General features: G+C 61.1%; 15 protein-coding genes. 6 read left to right on the forward strand and 9 right to left on the reverse strand.

Annotation, left to right across the window (positions count from 1 at the left end):
- Nucleotides 1-90: 90 nt before the first annotated feature.
- The 3 genes from QOL81_RS25165 to QOL81_RS25175 form a co-directional block, all read right to left on the reverse strand.
- Entirely contained in the window at nucleotides 91-2217 is a 2127-nt protein-coding gene (locus QOL81_RS25165) for a S9 family peptidase (protein ID WP_102984302.1), read from the reverse strand.
- Nucleotides 2218-2271: 54 nt separating this feature from the next.
- Nucleotides 2272-3069 carry an energy transducer TonB family protein gene (locus QOL81_RS25170; RefSeq protein ID WP_197827390.1) on the reverse strand — a complete coding sequence of 266 codons (798 nt, stop codon included), beginning with the start codon at nucleotides 3067-3069 and terminating at the stop codon, nucleotides 2272-2274.
- 102 nt (nucleotides 3070-3171) lie between these two features.
- Nucleotides 3172-4011: a ChaN family lipoprotein gene (locus tag QOL81_RS25175; RefSeq protein ID WP_283440131.1), complete on the reverse strand. Its 840-nt coding sequence runs from the start codon at nucleotides 4009-4011 to the stop codon at nucleotides 3172-3174.
- Nucleotides 4012-4188: 177 nt separating this feature from the next.
- Between QOL81_RS25175 and mmuP the strand changes: the two genes are divergently transcribed.
- Together mmuP and mmuM are read left to right on the forward strand one after the other, a co-directional pair.
- Nucleotides 4189-5598 (forward strand): S-methylmethionine permease, encoded by a 1410-nt coding sequence (gene mmuP / locus QOL81_RS25180; protein ID WP_047730133.1) that lies wholly within the window; start codon nucleotides 4189-4191, stop codon nucleotides 5596-5598.
- A complete protein-coding gene (gene mmuM, locus QOL81_RS25185) occupies nucleotides 5588-6526 on the forward strand; it encodes a homocysteine S-methyltransferase (protein ID WP_060419807.1) in 939 nt (312 codons plus the stop codon). The genes mmuP and mmuM overlap by 11 nt, the downstream gene beginning before the upstream one ends.
- Nucleotides 6527-6577: 51 nt before the next feature.
- Here mmuM and maeB read toward each other — a convergent pair whose 3' ends face one another.
- The 5 genes from maeB to QOL81_RS25210 form a co-directional block, all read right to left on the reverse strand.
- On the reverse strand, nucleotides 6578-8857 hold the full coding sequence (gene maeB, locus QOL81_RS25190; RefSeq protein ID WP_016926766.1) for an NADP-dependent oxaloacetate-decarboxylating malate dehydrogenase: 2280 nt from the start codon (nucleotides 8855-8857) through the stop codon (nucleotides 6578-6580).
- Between the two features lie 214 nt (nucleotides 8858-9071).
- A complete protein-coding gene (lysC, locus tag QOL81_RS25195) occupies nucleotides 9072-9245 on the reverse strand; it encodes an Rz1-like lysis system protein LysC (RefSeq protein ID WP_033635476.1) in 174 nt (57 codons plus the stop codon).
- On the reverse strand, nucleotides 9226-9606 hold the full coding sequence (locus tag QOL81_RS25200; protein ID WP_060439257.1) for a DUF2570 family protein: 381 nt from the start codon (nucleotides 9604-9606) through the stop codon (nucleotides 9226-9228). Before QOL81_RS25200 ends, lysC begins: the two co-directional genes overlap by 20 nt.
- On the reverse strand, nucleotides 9603-9983 hold the full coding sequence (gene chiX, locus QOL81_RS25205) for an L-Ala D-Glu endopeptidase ChiX (RefSeq protein ID WP_171893667.1): 381 nt from the start codon (nucleotides 9981-9983) through the stop codon (nucleotides 9603-9605). The genes QOL81_RS25200 and chiX overlap by 4 nt, the downstream gene beginning before the upstream one ends.
- A gap of 10 nt (nucleotides 9984-9993) precedes the next feature.
- On the reverse strand, nucleotides 9994-10320 hold the full coding sequence (locus QOL81_RS25210; protein WP_004936551.1) for a phage holin, lambda family: 327 nt from the start codon (nucleotides 10318-10320) through the stop codon (nucleotides 9994-9996).
- 293 nt (nucleotides 10321-10613) lie between these two features.
- On the opposite strand from QOL81_RS25210, the gene chiB reads away from it, so the two are divergent.
- The gene (chiB, locus tag QOL81_RS25215) at nucleotides 10614-12113 is read left to right on the forward strand and encodes a chitinase ChiB (protein ID WP_197652359.1); all 1500 of its coding nucleotides are present in this window, start codon (nucleotides 10614-10616) and stop codon (nucleotides 12111-12113) included.
- Nucleotides 12114-12198: 85 nt separating this feature from the next.
- Here chiB and QOL81_RS25220 read toward each other — a convergent pair whose 3' ends face one another.
- A complete protein-coding gene (locus QOL81_RS25220; RefSeq protein ID WP_038881234.1) occupies nucleotides 12199-13140 on the reverse strand; it encodes a LysR family transcriptional regulator in 942 nt (313 codons plus the stop codon).
- A gap of 404 nt (nucleotides 13141-13544) precedes the next feature.
- Here QOL81_RS25220 and cbp21 point away from each other — a divergent pair, with 404 nt between their 5' ends.
- The 3 genes from cbp21 to QOL81_RS25235 form a co-directional block, all read left to right on the forward strand.
- On the forward strand, nucleotides 13545-14138 hold the full coding sequence (gene cbp21 / locus QOL81_RS25225) for a chitin-binding protein/chitosanase CBP21 (protein ID WP_004936574.1): 594 nt from the start codon (nucleotides 13545-13547) through the stop codon (nucleotides 14136-14138).
- A 258-nt stretch (nucleotides 14139-14396) separates the two neighbouring features.
- Nucleotides 14397-15347: a transaldolase gene (gene tal / locus QOL81_RS25230; RefSeq protein WP_060419797.1), complete on the forward strand. Its 951-nt coding sequence runs from the start codon at nucleotides 14397-14399 to the stop codon at nucleotides 15345-15347.
- A gap of 18 nt (nucleotides 15348-15365) precedes the next feature.
- The coding region (locus QOL81_RS25235; RefSeq protein ID WP_465165736.1) for a thiamine pyrophosphate-binding protein at nucleotides 15366-16311 on the forward strand (946 nt) is incomplete at its 3' end.

A 16311-nucleotide genomic window follows, 5' to 3' on the forward strand; every position in this document is an offset into this window, starting at 1 on the left:
GGCCGACAATGCCCAGCAAAAAGCCCGCTGAAAGCGCGGTAAAAGGTTGTTATTGTTTTATTGCGCCGCAGCGTGCTGCGGCGCTGAAGGTTATTTCTGCGCCTGCCGGTCCGCCGCCAGAATAAAGGCGTACTCCAGCGCGCCGTTTTCCAGCCGCGCCAGGCGGCCCGATTTGCCGCCGTGGCCGGCGGTCATGTCGGTGGAGAGCAGCAGCAGCGAATCGCCCTGCTTGAAGCGCCGCAGCTTCGCCACCCATTTGGCCGGCTCCCAATACTGCACCTGGGAGTCGTACAAGCCGCTGGTAACCAGCAGGTTCGGGTAACGCTGCTTGCGCACGTTGTCGTACGGGCTGTAGGACTTCATCAGCGCATAGGCGGCCGGCTGGTGCGGGTTGCCCCACTCCTCGTATTCCCCGGTGGTCAGCGGAATGCTGTCGTCCAGCATGGTGGTCACCACGTCGACGAACGGCACCTGCGCCACCACCGCGTTGTACAGCTGCGGCGCCTGATTGATCACCGCCCCCATCAGCAAGCCGCCGGCGCTGCCGCCCATGGCGTAGATGCGCCCCGGCTGGCCGTAGCCGTCTTTGATCAGCGCCTGGGTGGCATCGATGAAGTCGTTGAAGCTGTTCGGTTTATGCGTCAGCTTGCCCTGTTTGTACCAGCTCTGCCCCAGCTCGCCGCCGCCGCGCACGTGGATCAGCGCATAGACGAAGCCGCGATCCAGCAGGCTGATGCGGTTGGCGCTGAACGCCGGATCCATGCTCATGCCGTAAGCGCCGTAGCCGTACACCAGCAGCGGGTTATGCCCGTTTTTGAACAGCGATGTGCGGTACACCAGCGAGACCGGCACCTTCACGCCGTCGCGCGCCGTGACCCAGATGCGCTCGCTGTGATACAGGCTCGGATCGACGCCTTTCACCTCCTGCTGCTTCAGCAGGGTGCGCTCGCCCTTGTTCAGATCCCACTCATAGGTGCGGGTCGGCGTGGTCATCGCCGAATAGCCGTAGCGCAACCGATCGCTGTCCGGCTCCGGGTTATAGCCCAGCCAGGCCATGTAGCTGGCGTCATCGAACGGGATGGCGCGCTCGGTTTTGCCGTCCCAGCTGATTTGCCGCAGCTGCACCAGCCCGTTGGCGCGCTCCTGCACCACCAGCCAGTCGCGGAACAGGCTGAAGCTCTCCACCTCGTGCTGCGCCTGCGGCGCGATCAGCGTCTGCCAGGGTTTGCCCGCCGCCGCCGTGCGGTACAGGCCAAAGTTCGGATCCTGATGGTTGGAACGCAGGTAGAACTCGCCGCGGTAGTGATCGAGGTAATACTCGCGGCCGTTCTGCCGGGCGGCGAACAGCTGCGGCTCGCGCTGCGGCTGGTTGGCGTCGATCAGGCGCACCTCGGAGGTGGTGTTACCGCTGATGGTCAGAATCAGGTAATCGCGCGAGGACGAGCGGCCGAGGCTGAGGTAGAACGCCGGATCGTTTTCCTGGTACACCAGCTTATCTTCCGCCGTCGGCGTACCGTACTGATGGCGATAAACCTGGTATGGCAACAGCGTTTGCGGGTGGTTGCGCACGTAGAACAGGGTTTGGTTGTCGTTGGCCCACACCATGTTGCCGGAGGTGTTTTCCAGCGTTTCCGGCGACCAGCGTTCGCTGCCTATCTCACGCAGGGAGATGCGGTATTGGCGGCGGCCCTGCAGATCTTCGGCCACCGCCAGCCGGCGGTTGTCCTGGCTGACGTCCATCGCCCCCAGGCGATAGTAGGCGTGGCCGGCCGCGCGCTGATTGGCGTCCAGCAAGGTTTGCCACGGCGCGTCGGCGGTGAGCGCCTGGCGCTGATACAGCGCGAAATCTTTACCGGCGGCGTAGCTTTCCTGATAGCGATAGCCGTTGAGCTGATACGGCACCGAACGATCGTCAGGGTTCATGCGGCCCAGCATCTCCTGATACAGCGTGGCGCGCAGCTTCTGGTACGGCGCCATCATCTGCTCGGTGTAGCGGTTCTCCGCCTTCAGGTAGTCCAGCACCTTCGGCTCTTTTCGGCTGTCGTCGCGCAGCCAGTAGTAATCGTCGGTGCGCGTCTCGCCGTGCGCCGTCAGCGCTTTCGGCGCGCGTTCCGCCAATGGCGGCTGCGGTTGCGCCAGCGCGGCGCCGACGATGCCTAAAGAAAGCCAGAGCGCGGCCGCGATGCGACGGCGCGGGGTGAATAACAGCGGATTCATAATCCCTCACGAAGTTTGAAGAGGCGCACGACGGCGATGCGGCGCCTGCGGGCATTAACGGCGGGCATTCAGCTCCGCCAGATTGAAATCGATCGGCATCGTCACCTTGACGGCTCCCTGCTGCAGCATCTCCGGCGGCGGCGGCGGCAACGGCTGGGCGCGTGACACCACCGCCACCGCTTCCCGATCCAGCGACGCGGTGCCGGAACGCACCTGCAGCATGACGTTCGAGACCCGCCCCTGCGCGTCGACGCTGAAGCTGACCTGCGGCATGCCGCTGCGCCGGCGGCTGCGGGCATCCAAAGGGTAATCCTTGATGCGGTTCAGTTTGCCTTTCACCAGGCTCTCCCACGACAGTTTGGCCTGCGCGTTGCTGTTGGCGTCGCTGTTGATCGGTGCGGCGGTCTGATGGGAAAGCGTCTGCGCCTGCGGCGCGGCGGCGCTGGACGCGGCGGCATTGCGCGTCTCTTTGGCCTGTTCCTGCGGCTTCGGCTGCGCTTTTTGCGGGGGGCGGTGTTCGGTGCGCTTCTTCTGCGCCGTCACGATTTTTGCTTTATCGGCGCGCGCCAGCTTGGGCAGATCCGGCTGTTGCTGCTGCTCCGCCGGCTGCGCCGCGGCGGATTCCGCCTGCTGCACGCCCAGCGGCAGCGGCTTGCTTTCCGGCGCTTCAATCTGCGCCGCCCAGCTCATCATCACCGCCGGCGGTGGCAGTACCACCGGCTCCAGCGCCGTCTGCGGCCAGTAAAACAGCAGCACCAACGCCGCGTGCGCCGCCAGGGCGAGCAGCAGGCCGCGCGCCCAGCGCGGCTGCGGCAGTTCAAAGGCCGGGAGGGAGTAAGACTGACTTAACATAGGGGCATTAGCTTGCTTAATTGCGAATGATTGCAGATCACATTTACTAATGATAATCATTTGCAAATATAATTAACACCCCTTTTCACTGTCTTAACGTATTCATTTCACTGATGGTGTGATCCACAGGTAGTCTGCGGTGTTCGCATCGACCTGTACGCCCAGCTCCGCCAACATCAGCACCGTCGGCGCCGCCGCCGGTTGCAGATCCTGCACGTGCAGCGGCACCCCCACCGATTTGGCGGCGTGATAGCCACCGGCGATCAGCAGCGCGGGCGTCGGCGCCGCCAGCAGACGTTCCGCCATGCGCCGGTCGCGCTGCTGCTGGATCGCCAACATCGCCTGCAGCTGGTCGGCCTCAATCTTGCCGCCGTGCGAAGTGCGGATGGTCTCTTCCAGCGCCTTGCGCACCGCCGGCTGCGCCGATAGCTGCCCCGCCGGGAACTGTGGCTGCTGATAGAACGCCGTAATCTCGCTGCGATCCAGATTGGCCGACCACAGCGGGTAAGGCGCGCGCATCGCCGCCATCGTCACCCCGCCATACAGCTCCCACTTCCAGCCCGGCTGCCAGGCGATCAGCTCCGCTACGCGGCCGTCACGCACCGTGGGATCGCTCTGCAACCACTGCTTGACCTTGTCGACCTGCGCCTGTTGGTTCGGGTTGATCATCTCCATCAGCACGCTGCCCTGCGGCCGCCGCAGCGGCAGCTGCTGCACCAGCCATTGCTCAATCTGATGGTGGTAAGGATTATCATGCTTCTCCCCCAGGATCACCCGCGGCTGCTGCGCCAGCCGCGTCAACAGCTGCTCAGGCGTCAGGGTCGCGCCGCTGTGCAGATCGGTGATGCTCCCCAAACTCGCGACGTCGTTGGCCGGCGCCTTCACCGGCGCCTGGCTGCAGGCGCCGAGCGCCAACGCCGCCAATAAAATCAGGTATCTCATCATGTTGCCCCATTATCGAAAATGGCGACATTATAGATAATAATTATCATTTGCATATAGATCCGACTTAACGATTTTTTTACGCGCCGATCGCCGGCTGCGCATTGCGTTGAAAAAGCATTGCGGGTATAACCAATAGCCATTCAGATATTTAGACGTCTATACGGATAGATTATTATGCAACCATCGGCACCCGCCGCAGGACAGTTCAAACGCAGCATGAAGGCCCGGCACCTGGTGATGCTGTCGCTGGGCGGCGTGATCGGCACCGGGCTGTTTTTCAACACCGGCTACATCATCTCCACCACCGGGGCGCTCGGCACGCTGCTGGCCTACCTGATCGGCGCGCTGGTGGTGTATCTGGTGATGCTGTGCCTGGGCGAGCTGTCGGTGGCGATGCCGGAAACCGGCGCTTTTCACGTCTATGCTTCGCGCTATCTGGGGCCGGCCACCGGCTATGCCGTCGCCTGGCTGTATTGGCTCACCTGGACGGTGGCGCTCGGCTCCAGCCTGACCGCCGCCGGATTCTGCATGCAGTACTGGTTCCCGCAGTCGCCGGTGTGGCTGTGGTGCCTGATCTTCTGCGCGGCCATTTTCCTGCTCAACGTGGTGACCACCCGCTTTTTCGCCGAAAGCGAATTCTGGTTTTCGCTGATCAAAGTGGTGACCATTCTGGCGTTTATCATTCTGGGCGGCGCCGCCATGTTCGGCCTGCTGCCGATGAAAGACGGCACGCCGGCGCCGTTCCTGCATAACCTGACCGCTTCCGGCTGGCTGCCGCACGGCACGCTGCCGATCCTGATGACCATGGTGGCGGTGAACTTCGCCTTCTCCGGTACGGAGCTGATCGGCATCGCCGCCGGTGAAACCGAGAACCCGGAAAAAGTCGTGCCGCTGGCGATCCGCACTACGGTGATCCGCCTGATGCTGTTCTTTATCGGTACGGTCTTCGTGCTGGCAGCGTTGATCCCGATGGATCAGGCGGGGATCGTCAAAAGCCCGTTCGTGCTGGTGTTTGAACGCATCGGCGTGCCTTACGCCGCCGATATCTTCAACTTCGTGATCCTGACCGCCATCCTGTCGGCGGCCAACTCCGGCCTGTACGCCTCGGGGCGCATGCTGTGGTCGCTGGCCCACCAGCGCACCCTGCCGGCCTACTTTGCGCGCGTCAATGCGCGCGGCATTCCGATCAACGCCCTGACCTTCAGCATGCTCGGCGGCGTGCTGGCGCTGCTGACCAGCGTGATCGCACCGGACACGGTGTTCGTCGCCCTGTCGGCGATCTCCGGTTTTGCGGTGGTGGCGGTGTGGCTAAGCATCTGCGCGGCCCACTTTGCTTTCCGCCGCGCCTACCTGCGCAGCGGCCAGCCGATAAGCGGCCTGAAATACCGTGCGCCCGGCTACCCATTGACGCCGATCCTCGGCTTCGCGCTGTGCCTACTGGCCTGCATCGGGCTGGCGTTCGATCCGGAGCAGCGCATCGCGCTCTACTGCGGGCTGCCGTTCGTCGCCTTGTGCTACCTCACCTATTTCCTGACCCGGCGCGCCGGGCAAAAAACCGCTTTGGGAGAACAACATGTCGGTTAACAACCCCGTCGCCCGCCTGCTGGCCGAACACCCCACGCTGATCCTGGACGGCGCGCTGGCCACCGAGCTGGAAGCGCGCGGCTGCGATCTGACCGATCCGCTGTGGTCGGCCAAGGTGCTGATTGAAAATCCCGAGCTTATCTATCAGGTGCATCTCGATTATTTCAACGCCGGCGCCCACTGCGCCATCACCGCCAGCTATCAGGCCACGCCGCAGGGCTTCTTGCGCCGCGGCCTGGATCAGGAGCAATCGCTGGGGCTGATCGCCAAAAGCGTGCAGCTGGCGCAACGCGCGCGCCGCGATTATCTGGCGGCGCACCCGCAGGCCGCGCCGCTGCTGATCGCCGGCTCGGTAGGCCCGTACGGCGCCTATCTGGCCGACGGCTCGGAATACCGCGGCGACTACCGGCTGGCGCAGGATGACATGATCGCCTTCCACCGCCCGCGCCTCGCCGCACTGGCCGCCGCCGGCGTCGATCTGCTGGCCTGCGAAACGCTGCCGTCGTTCGCCGAACTGCAGGCGCTGCTGACGCTGCTGCAGGAATTCCCGACGCTCGGCGCCTGGTTCGCCTTCACCCTGCGCGACAGCCAACACCTCAGCGACGGCACGCCGCTGACGGAGGTCCTGTCCGCGCTGCGCGGCAACCCGCAGGTGCTGGCCATCGGCATCAACTGCATCGCGCTGGACAAGGTCGCCCCGGCGCTGCGCCAACTGGGCGCGCTGGCCGACAAACCGCTGCTGGTCTACCCCAACTCCGGCGAGCACTACGATGCGGTGAGCAAAACCTGGCACGCCTGCGGCGGCGAGCACGGCAGCCTGGCCGATCAGGCGACGGAGTGGCGCACGCTCGGCGCGCAATTGATCGGCGGCTGTTGCCGCACCACCCCGCAGGATATCCGCGCCATCGCCGCACGCTGCAAGGCATAAAAAAAAGCCCCCGGCGCCAACGGCGCAGGGGGCCAGTCACTCAACCCGGGCTTACAGCGGTTCGGTCTGGGCTTCTACCACCGCCAGCGCCACCATGTTGACGATGCGGCGCACCGAGGCGATCGGCGTCAGGATGTGCACCGGCTTGGCGACCCCCATCAGCACCGGCCCGACGGTCACCCCTTCCGAGCAGGAGACGCGCAGCAGGTTGTAGCTGATGCGCGCCGCTTCCATGTTCGGCATGATCAGCAGGTTGGCCGAGCCTTTCAGCGGGCTGTCCGGCATCAGATCGTGACGGATGCTTTCCACCAATGCGGCGTCACCGTGCATTTCGCCGTCGATCTCCAGCTCCGGCGCCAGCTCGTTCACCAGCTCCAGCGTTTTGCGCATCTTGCGCGCCGCCGGGCAGTCGGAAGAGCCGAAGCTGGAGTGAGACAGCAGCGCCACCTTCGGCTCGATGCCGAAGCGGCGCACGGTTTCCGCCGCCATCAGGGTGATCTCCGCCAGCTGCTCCGGCGTCGGATCGTCGTTGACGTAGGTGTCGGCGATAAAGGTGTTGCCGCTCGGCAGCAGCAGCGCGTTCATCGCGCCGGCGACGTGCGCGCCTTCACGGAAGCCGAACACGTTCTTCACCACGTCGTAATGCTCGTGATAGCTGCCGATGGTGCCGCAGATCATCGCATCCGCTTCGCCGCGGTGCAGCATGATGGCGGCGATCAGCGTCGGGTTACCGATCACCGCACGGCGCGCCTGTTCCTGCGAGACGCCGCGACGCTTCATGATCTGGTAGTACTCGCCCCAGTATTCGTTAAAGCGCGGATCCGACTCGTTGTTTACCACTTCGAAATCTTTGCCCGGCGTCAGCTGCAGGCCCAGCTTTTTCAGGCGCATCTCGATCACGCTCGGGCGGCCGACCAGGATCGGGAAGGCCAGCCCCTGCGACACCAGCTCCTGCGTGGCGTGCAGCACGCGCTCTTCCTCGCCTTCCGCCAGCACCACCCTCTTCACCTCTTTGCGCGCCTGCGAGAAGATAGGCTTCATGAACAGGTTGGTTTTGTAGACGAACTCCGCCAGCTTCTCGACGTAGGCGTCGAAGTCTTCGATCGGGCGCGTCGCCACGCCAGAATCCATCGCCGCCTTGGCTACCGCCGGCGCGATCTTGACGATCAGACGCGGATCGAACGGTTTCGGAATGATGTATTCCGGGCCGAAGGAGAGATCCTGGTCGTCATAGGCGGAAGCCACCACGTCGCTCTGCTCCGCCAGCGCCAGATCGGCGATGGCATGCACGCAGGCCAGCTTCATCTCTTCGTTGATGGTGGTGGCGCCCACGTCCAGCGCGCCGCGGAAAATGAACGGGAAGCACAGGACGTTGTTCACCTGGTTCGGGTAATCGGAGCGGCCGGTGCAGATGATGGCGTCCGGGCGCACCGCTTTGGCCAGCGGCGGTAAAATTTCCGGTTCCGGGTTGGCCAGCGCCATGATCAGCGGATCGCGCGCCATGGTTTTCACCATATCCTGCGTCAGAACGCCCGGGCCGGAGCAGCCGAGGAAGATGTCGGCATTCGGGATGGCGTCGCCCAGCGTGCGCTGGCCGTTATCCTCGATGGCGTAGGCGGCTTTGGTCTGCTCCATATTGGCGTCGCGGCCTTTATAGATGACGCCCTTGGAGTCGCAAACGGTGATGTTCTGTTGCCGCAGCCCCAGCGCCACCAGCAGGTTCAGGCAGGCGATGGAGGCCGCGCCGGCGCCGGACACCACCAGGCGTACGTCGGAGATATTCTTCTTCACCACGCGCAGGCCGTTGAGCACCGCCGCAGTGGTGATGATCGCCGTGCCGTGCTGGTCGTCGTGGAACACCGGGATCTTCATGCGCTCGCGCAGTTTCTGTTCGATGTAGAAACACTCCGGCGCCTTAATGTCTTCCAGGTTGATGCCGCCGAAGGTCGGTTCCAGCGCGGCGATAATGTCGATTAACTTGTCAGGGTTATGCTCATCCACTTCGATATCAAACACATCAATACCGGAAAACTTCTTGAACAAAACGCCCTTGCCTTCCATCACCGGCTTACCGGCCAACGCGCCGATATTGCCCAGACCCAGTACCGCCGTGCCGTTGGAAATCACCGCCACCAGGTTGCCGCGCGCGGTGTATTTGTAGGCCGCCAGCGGATCTTCGGCGATCTCGAGGCAAGGCGCGGCGACGCCCGGCGAATAGGCCAGCGCCAGATCGCGCTGGGTCGCCAACGGTTTGGTAGGGGAAACCTGGATCTTCCCTGGGACAGGAAACTGATGGAAATCAAGGGCACTCTGTTTGAGCTGTTCGTCCATTATGGATTCCTTTGTTTTTTGCTTTTATGTTGAGGTAAGGCTTTGAGGCTGCGCCCTGCCGTGGGCCGTGGCGCCCAAGTACAATGACAGGGCGCAGCCTTGAAGTATAGTGAGAGAAACATCACAAACTTTGAAGCGGGCCATAACCTTGGCCGAAAGACCGTTTTAAAAGTAAAAAAAGAAGGTCTGCGGGACGCGCACAGAAACGCCGTCGTCAGCGTGGCGGCAGCGTGGCGCGCCAGGCGTTGAGCGTCTCCACCTGGCCGGCGCAAATGTGTAACGAGGTTTGTAACGCCAGGGTATAGCTTACCGCGTCGCCCCAGGTCTCCCCTTGCAGCTGCGGTTGCTCACAGGGCGCGAATACCGACTCAGGGGGCAACAGCGGCACGGCCTGCGGCACCGGCGGCCGGGCGCAGGAGCTCAAGCACAGCGCCAGGCAGAGGCTGAGCGGCGCAGGGATCGTTTTTAATCGCTTCACGGTATTTCCTCTGATAGGCCTCGTGTTGTTGGCGCAGCTGCCGTTCCTGCCGCTGCTGCGCCGCCATCAGCGCACGGTTTTGCGCATCCTGGGTCTGCAGGGTGGCGATCAGCCCGGCCTGCTGCGCCAGGCTTCTCTGCAGCTCTGCCGCCTGTTGCCGCGCAGACGCCAACTGGTGCGACAGCAGCGAGCTGTAGCCGCCGAGGCAGATGGCCGCCAGCAACAGCAGCAGCAACCCGCCCTGCATCAGTTTTTGCAGCCAGCCACTCATGCCGGGTAATCCCGGAACGCCAGCTGGAAATGCGGGCCATCCTTGAGGGTTTTCCACTCGCCGCCCCATTCGACGTTAACCCCGCATTCACGCGCCGCGCGCCGCACCGCCACCGCAATCTGCGCGTAGTAATCCCACTCCCAGGAGACCACGCCCGCCGGCATCGCCACCACGTCCACCGCGTGGCCGGTCAAATGGCGGCTGCGTAATGTCTGGCTGCTGCCGGCGCGCACCATTTCCCGCTGGCGCGCCATGCTGCGCAGCCCCTCACTGACGGAGAACGGCACCAGCGAATAACGCAGCGCCAAACGAATAACGCGCACCAGATCCGGGTGTACGCCGCGCAGGTTCTCTTCGCTGCGGGCGGTAAAACGAATATCTTCGATGTCATTTAACATTTTTAAACCCCGTTTTTTTGCCAATGAATTTCTTAATTAAGGCATTGATGTAATCCGCCCCCATAAAGCCAATCAGCACGCTGGCTAAATTCGCCCACTTTAATTCCAGGCCCATCAGCGCCAGCGCATCGCGCACCGTCCAGGCCAATAACGCGCACATCGCCGCATTCAATAAACGCCGCCGAATACCCACGTTGCGATAGGCACCGTGCAATAACGCCATTACGCCGGCCAAAATGGCGTTTAATACCGGCTGAAGATATTCACATACTCGCTGGACTATTAAGCCAACAGCGTCAGGCTCTATGCTGGACATAGCTCATCTCCTTTTTTATTTTTAATTAAATGCCAATCACGGCCGGTGGGACATCGGATAATCAGAATCTAGTTAAGGATGCTATGACAAAGCAAATGAATAAATACAGACCCTATGGTCGAATTCATTCATGCTGAGCGCTGGCACAACGCATAACCGCCAATGTGTACGGCAGTGAATAAAAATTCATTGTTATCGTGATTTATTTCGACTTTTGTTTTCACCAAAAATAAACATTAATGGCTGCGGGAAATAGTTCCCCATCATAAAAAAATCCACTCTGGAGAAATATCATGTCCACACGCAAAGCCGTTATTGGGTATTATTTTATTCCAACCAACCAAATCAATAATTACACCGAGTCCGATACGTCCGTCGTGCCGTTCCCGGTTTCCAACATCACGCCGGCCAAAGCCAAACAGCTGACGCACATCAACTTCTCGTTCCTGGACATCAACAGCAATCTGGAATGCGCCTGGGATCCTGCCACCAACGACGCCAAGGCGCGTGATGTGGTCAATCGCCTGACCGCGCTCAAGGCGCACAACCCCAGCCTGCGCATCATGTTCTCCATCGGCGGCTGGTACTACTCCAACGATCTGGGCGTGTCGCACGCCAACTACGTCAACGCGGTGAAAACCCCGGCGTCGCGCACCAAGTTTGCCCAATCCTGCGTGCGCATCATGAAGGATTACGGCTTCGACGGCGTGGACATCGACTGGGAGTACCCGCAGGCCTCAGAAGTGGAGGGTTTCATCGCCGCGCTGCAAGAGATCCGCACCCTGCTGAATCAGCAAACCGTCGCCGACGGCCGCCAGGCGCTGCCGTATCAGTTGACCATCGCCGGCGCCGGCGGCGCCTTCTTCCTGTCGCGCTATTACAGCAAGCTGGCGCAGATCGTCGCGCCGCTCGATTACATCAACCTGATGACCTACGATCTGGCCGGCCCCTGGGAGAAGATCACCAACCACCAGGCGGCGCTGTTCGGCGACGCGGCCGGGCCGACCTTCTACAACGCGCTGCGCGAAGCCAATCTGGGCTGGAGCTGGGAAGAGCTGACCCGCGCCTTCCCCAGCCCGTTCAACCTGACGGTCGACGCCGCGGTGCAGCAACACCTGATGATGGAAGGCGTGCCGAGCGCCAAGATCGTGATGGGCGTCCCCTTCTACGGCCGCGCCTTCAAAGGCGTCAGCGGCAGCAACGGCGGCCAGTACAGCAGCCACAGCACGCCGGGCGAAGATCCGTATCCGAGCACCGACTACTGGCTGGTGGGCTGCGAAGAGTGCGTGCGCGACAAAGATCCGCGCATCGCCTCCTATCGCCAGCTGGAGCAGATGCTGCAGGGCAACTACGGCTATCAGCGGTTGTGGAACGACAAGACCAAAACCCCTTACCTGTATCATGCGCAGAACGGGCTGTTCGTCACCTATGACGATGCCGAAAGCTTCAAATACAAAGCGAAGTACATCAAGCAGCAGCAGCTGGGCGGCGTGATGTTCTGGCATCTGGGGCAAGACAACCGCAACGGCGATCTGCTGGCCGCGCTGGATCGCTATTTCAACGCCGCGGACTACGACGACAGCCAGCTGGATATGGGCACCGGCCTGCGCTACACCGGCGTCGGCCCCGGCAACCTGCCGATCATGACGGCACCGGCCTACGTGCCGGGCACCATTTACGCGCAGGGCGCGCTGGTGTCCTATCAGGGTTACGTCTGGCAGACCAAGTGGGGCTATATCACCTCGGCGCCCGGCTCCGACAGCGCCTGGCTGAAGGTAGGCCGCGTGGCGTAAGCCATAAAAAAACCCCGTAGCCGAACGCTGCGGGGTTTTCATTGAATTAACCGTTTGATTTTCGCGTCCCTTCGTCTCTATTCCTTCAGTTGTGGCACCAAGGATAGCCGCCATCCCGCACCACTTCCCGGCCCATCAGGCTGTAAACATCGCTTTTGCGCGTCAGCCGCTCATGCCACCAGCTAAACCCGGCGCCCTTGCTGGCCGGATGCCACGCCAGCCAAATCATTTCGTCGCCCTTTTGCATCTCCACCGGCACCGTCACCAGTTCGCCGCTGGCCAATTCCTTTTCGATCAGCGCAGGCGGCAGAAAAGCGTGGCCGATGCCGCGTTTGAGCAGCGCCAGGTTGCTTTCCACGTCGCACACCACCAGCTGGCGCTGCAAAGGCAGCGTGCCGTGATTGCGTTTTGGCAGCTCATGGCTGCTGTCGGCGATCACCACCACGATGTCGTTCAAGCGCTGCTTCTTGCACACCGGCTTTCTCTGCGCCGCGAACGGGTGCGAGGGCGACACGCACAGCACAAAGTTGAGCTTGCCGAGCATCAGGGTTTTGGCCTGTACGCTGTCGGGAATTTGGCCGATGGCGATGATCAGGTCCGCCCGGTTGTTCTTCAGCGCATCCCAGGTGCCGTTCAACGCTTCCCGTTGCACCGAGATATTGGCGTTCGGGCAATGCTGAATATAATCGCGGATATCCTGCGTCAGGGTCTCCAGCGGGAAGAAGGTGTCTACCGCCAGGCGGATATTATTGTCCAGCTTGGGGATGTTACGCACACGGCTTTCCAGATCCTGCACCGCATTTAATATCCAGCTGCCCTCCTGCAGGAGAAATTCCCCTTCATCCGTCAGGGTAATCATGGGGCCATTGCGATGAAAAAGTTTCACGCAGAGTTTGCTTTCAATATTGGAAACCCGATAAGAGATCGCCGAAGGCGTTTTATGCAGCGCCTCCGCCGCCATAGAGAAAGAGCCGGTGCTCTTGATGGTGCTGATTATTTTAATCGCGTCCAGGGATAATCTAGTCATACAAATTCCTCTTTAAAATAAAATAAGAAAAATGACACTAAATTCCCGAGGTGGTGGCGCACAAAAATCGATCAAGTCGAACAAGGGTACTCAAGGCAACAAGCAATATACTTCATAAATGAGAGCGCTATCTTAAATACTATTCATCACTACATGATATAAATTTCATCATGGCGCCGTGCTTTTACACTGTGACAGTTAAATAAGTTCAGCCTAACGATCAAAGATCGTCATCATAATAATTTTCGTTAATAGCCGCTAAAACATTCCGCTCTGCTGCACAACCAGAATGATAAAAATAAAACAAGCCGACAAACAGGGTTATTTCTAATTGCGTTATTAGCCTCTCATTTTGTCGGTGAAATACGCTCAACTTACAACATAATTTCAGTCAGGAGTGACTTATGAACAAAACTTCCCGTACCCTGCTTTCTCTGGGCCTGCTGAGCGCGGCCATGTTCGGCGTTTCGCAACAGGCGAATGCCCACGGTTACGTCGAATCGCCGGCCAGCCGTGCCTATCAGTGCAAACTGCAGCTCAACACCCAGTGCGGCAGCGTGCAGTATGAACCGCAGAGCGTCGAAGGCCTGAAAGGCTTCCCGCAGGCCGGCCCGGCTGACGGCCATATCGCCAGCGCCGACAAGTCCACCTTCTTCGAACTGGATCAGCAAACGCCGACGCGCTGGAACAAGCTCAACCTGAAAACCGGCCCAAACTCCTTTACCTGGAAGCTGACCGCGCGTCACAGCACCACCAGCTGGCGCTATTTCATCACCAAACCGAACTGGGACGCTTCCCAGCCGCTGACCCGCGCCTCCTTTGACCTGACGCCGTTCTGCCAGTTCAACGACGGCGGCGCCATCCCAGCCGCACAGGTGACCCACCAGTGCAATATACCGGCAGACCGCAGCGGTTCGCACGTGATCCTTGCCGTGTGGGATATAGCCGACACCGCCAACGCCTTCTACCAGGCGATCGATGTCAACCTGAGCAAATAATCGGCCAAATGAGACGATCTTTGAGGGTTCAGCCTGGCGCTGAACCCTTCTTTTTTTGGCTCTTGCGCTACCGCCCCCTTCGCCTGCCACCGCCGCAAGCCGCGCCCCGCCTGGGTTTATTCGGCATTCATTGTTATTATCCATCGCAACAATCAGAAAAAGCGCATTTTCATTCCCGACCCGATGATGCAGTGTGTTCCCCCTATGATGAAAAAGGTTCTCATTTCCCTACGTTGAGCTTGGTCAAGGAGCTTATTAATGAATCAATTAGACGCACTCAAGCAGCTGACCACGGTGGTCGCCGACAGCGGCGATATCGAATCCATCCGCCAGTTCGAACCCCAGGACGCCACCACCAACCCTTCGCTGATCCTGAAAGCCGCCGCGCTGCCGCAGTACAAGGCGCTGATCGCCGAAGCGCTGGATTACGCCCGTCGTCAGGGCGGCAGCAAGGAAACCCAGCTGATCAACGCCAGCGATAAGCTGGCGGTCAATATCGGCGTCGAGATCCTCAAAAGCGTGCCGGGCCGCATCTCCACCGAAGTGGACGCCCGCCTGTCGTTCGATCGCGGCATGTGCGTCGCCAAAGCGCGCAAGCTGATCGCCATGTATCAGGAACAGGGCATCGACAAATCGCGCATCCTGATCAAACTGGCTTCCACCTGGGAAGGCATCAAAGCCGCCGAAGAGCTGGAAAAAGAAGGCATCAACACCAACCTGACGCTGCTGTTCTCCTTCGCCCAGGCCCGCGCCTGCGCCGAAGCCGGCGTGTATCTGATCTCGCCGTTCGTCGGCCGCATCTATGACTGGTACCAGGCCAAACAGCCTGCCGCCGACTACGATGCCGATCAGGATCCGGGCGTGAAGTCGGTGCGTACCATCTATGAATACTACAAGCGTCATCGTTACCAGACGGTGATCATGGGCGCCAGCTTCCGTAAGGTTGAGCAGATTTTGGCGCTGGCCGGCTGCGATCGCCTGACCATCGCGCCGAACCTGCTTGAACAGCTGAAAAACAGCGACCAGCCGGTCGAGCGCAAGCTGACCCCGTCTACCGAGGGCTTCCACCAACCTGCCCCGCTGGCCGAAGCGGAATTCCGCTGGCTGCACAATCAGGACGCCATGGCGGTGGAAAAACTCGCCGAAGGCATTCGCCTGTTCGCCGTCGACCAGCAGAAGCTGGAAGACATGTTGGTCGCTCAACTGTAACCGTACTGGAGTTTCGTTATGTCTTCTCGTAAAGAGCTTGCCAACGCCATCCGCGCACTCAGCATGGACGCCGTACAAAAAGCAAATTCCGGCCACCCGGGTGCCCCTATGGGCATGGCGGACATCGCCGAAGTCCTGTGGCGTGACTACCTCAACCACAACCCGACTAACCCGCACTGGGCTGACCGCGACCGTTTCGTGCTCTCCAACGGCCACGGCTCCATGTTGATTTACAGCCTCCTGCACCTCACCGGCTATGACCTGCCGATGCGCGAGCTGGAAAACTTCCGTCAGCTGCACTCCAAAACCCCAGGGCACCCGGAGTACGGCTACACCCCGGGCGTTGAAACCACCACCGGCCCGCTGGGCCAGGGCATCGCCAACGCCGTCGGCTTCGCCATCGCCGAACGCACCCTGGCGGCGCAGTTCAACCGCCCGGGCCACGACATCGTTGACCACCACACCTACGCCTTCATGGGCGACGGCTGCATGATGGAAGGCATCTCGCACGAAGTCTGCTCTCTGGCCGGCACCCTCAAGCTCGGCAAGCTGACCGCTTTCTACGATGACAACGGCATCTCCATCGACGGCCACGTCGACGGCTGGTTCACCGACGACACCGCCCTGCGTTTCGAAGCCTACGGCTGGCACGTGGTGCGCAACGTCGACGGCCACAACCCGGACGCCATCAAGGCCGCGATTGAAGAAGCCCGCAAGGTGACCGACAAGCCGTCGCTGCTGATGTGCAAGACCGTTATCGGCTTCGGTTCGCCGAACAAGGCCGGCACCCATGACGTGCACGGCGCCGCGCTGGGCGCCGCCGAAGTGGCCGCCACCCGCGAAGCGCTGGGCTGGAAATACGCCGCCTTTGAAATCCCGCAGGACATCTACGCCCAGTGGGACGCCAAAGAAGCCGGTCAGGCCAAAGAAGCGGCCTGGAACGACAAGTTCGCCGCCTACGCCA

It is taken from the genome of Serratia sp. CC22-02, from assembly GCF_900182895.1.
Classification (GTDB): domain Bacteria; phylum Pseudomonadota; class Gammaproteobacteria; order Enterobacterales; family Enterobacteriaceae; genus Serratia; species Serratia nevei.

What these genes read in the sequence shown, in the direction of transcription:
- chiB (WP_197652359.1), top strand. Translation starts at nt 10,614, where the DNA reads ATGTCCACACGCAAAGCCGTTATTGGGTATTATTTTATTCCAACCAAC.
- QOL81_RS25200 (WP_060439257.1), bottom strand. Translation starts at nt 9,606, where the DNA reads ATGAGTGGCTGGCTGCAAAAACTGATGCAGGGCGGGTTGCTGCTGCTG.
- mmuP (WP_047730133.1), top strand. Translation starts at nt 4,189, where the DNA reads ATGCAACCATCGGCACCCGCCGCAGGACAGTTCAAACGCAGCATGAAG.
- mmuM (WP_060419807.1), top strand. Translation starts at nt 5,588, where the DNA reads ATGTCGGTTAACAACCCCGTCGCCCGCCTGCTGGCCGAACACCCCACG.
- tal (WP_060419797.1), top strand. Translation starts at nt 14,397, where the DNA reads ATGAATCAATTAGACGCACTCAAGCAGCTGACCACGGTGGTCGCCGAC.
- maeB (WP_016926766.1), bottom strand. Translation starts at nt 8,857, where the DNA reads ATGGACGAACAGCTCAAACAGAGTGCCCTTGATTTCCATCAGTTTCCT.
- QOL81_RS25170 (WP_197827390.1), bottom strand. Translation starts at nt 3,069, where the DNA reads ATGTTAAGTCAGTCTTACTCCCTCCCGGCCTTTGAACTGCCGCAGCCG.
- QOL81_RS25220 (WP_038881234.1), bottom strand. Translation starts at nt 13,140, where the DNA reads ATGACTAGATTATCCCTGGACGCGATTAAAATAATCAGCACCATCAAG.
- QOL81_RS25165 (WP_102984302.1), bottom strand. Translation starts at nt 2,217, where the DNA reads ATGAATCCGCTGTTATTCACCCCGCGCCGTCGCATCGCGGCCGCGCTC.
- cbp21 (WP_004936574.1), top strand. Translation starts at nt 13,545, where the DNA reads ATGAACAAAACTTCCCGTACCCTGCTTTCTCTGGGCCTGCTGAGCGCG.
- QOL81_RS25210 (WP_004936551.1), bottom strand. Translation starts at nt 10,320, where the DNA reads ATGTCCAGCATAGAGCCTGACGCTGTTGGCTTAATAGTCCAGCGAGTA.
- QOL81_RS25175 (WP_283440131.1), bottom strand. Translation starts at nt 4,011, where the DNA reads ATGAGATACCTGATTTTATTGGCGGCGTTGGCGCTCGGCGCCTGCAGC.